This window comes from Methylobacterium longum (assembly GCF_022179385.1).
In the GTDB taxonomy this organism is placed as follows: Bacteria; Pseudomonadota; Alphaproteobacteria; order Rhizobiales; family Beijerinckiaceae; genus Methylobacterium; species Methylobacterium longum.
The window spans coordinates 1-1,108 of sequence record NZ_BPQS01000139.1 but is presented as its reverse complement, the minus strand read 5'-3'; the positions used below and the strand labels follow the sequence as shown (position 1 = coordinate 1,108).

At 77.7% G+C, this 1,108-nt stretch carries 1 pseudogene; it reads right to left on the bottom strand.

The annotated features are described in order from the left end of the window. A pseudogene (locus MFF58_RS31730) lies at window positions 1-1,108 on the bottom strand (glycosyltransferase); the annotation flags it as partial.

Here is a 1,108-nt window from a genome sequence, read left to right as displayed (position 1 = left end):
GCGTCGGCGGCCTCGGCGAGCCCGTAGCGCGCCCGGTAGAAGCCGTGGTCGAACTGCGCCGCCGCCAGCCGCGCCTGCAGGTCGAGCAGCGCCGCCCGGTCCACGGGCTCCCGCCCGATCGCGCCCAGCCAGCCCGTGTCCTCGACCGGCGCCCGCGCCGGCCGCAGCCCGCAGACGCCGAGCAGCGCCCCCAGGGTCGAGCGTCCCGGCCCCGGATCGCGCAGCTCCCGCCAGCCCGCCTCGGCGAAGTGCAGATATGGCTCCCGCCCGCCCACGTCCGGGTAGGTCGCCCGGTACCAGTCCGCGTCCACCGCCGGCAGGTTCAGCCGGTGCGGCCCGGCGAAGGGCTCGGCACCCGTCAGCCGCGCCTCGGCCACGACGCGGAAGAACGGATCGTCGCCCACCGCCCGGCTGCCGGCTCGTGCCTGCACGAAGCCCGCCGGGTCGAAGTCCGGCCGCGGGCTGACCAGCGCCCGCCAGCCCTCCGCCACGTAGTGGCGCAGCAGCGCGGCGTCCGAGGCGCCGGCCAGCGCCTCGGCCTGAGGACCGGGCAGGCGCTGCCGGTAGTGGGCGGCGTCGAAATAGGGGGCGAGCGTCGCGAGCCGCAGGGCGAGCGCGGCGTCCGGGTCCGGCCGGGCGCGGCCGCCGTGCAGGACGTAGTGCACCAGCGGGTTCCGGGTGGCGTAGGTGATGCCGCGCGTGAGGCAGTAGGCGAGCACGTCGAACTGCGGGGCCGGCTCGCGGCCCTCGCGCCAGCCCGACGTCATGTAGTGGTCGGCCGGGTCGACGCCGGCGGCGGCGATGTCGGGGTTGCCCGCGAGATAGAACGGCCCGTCCACGAGGCGGCGGGCAAGGCGCTCGATCCGGCGGGTGTCGCGCGGGGCCAGCGGGTAGGCCGCGCCCGCCCCGGCCGGCTTCCCCGTGCGGCCGACTCTGCGGCGGTGTCGCGCCAGCGCGTGGAGGAACGGGTTGAGGCCGGCCCTGGCGAGGTGCGGGTGCTCGGCGAGGTAGGCGGCCGAGGAGAAGTCGGGCCGCGGGTCCCGGCCCTCGCGCCAGCCGTGGACGAGGTAGTCGCGCACCGGATCGGCCGTGATCCCGTACCAGCTCG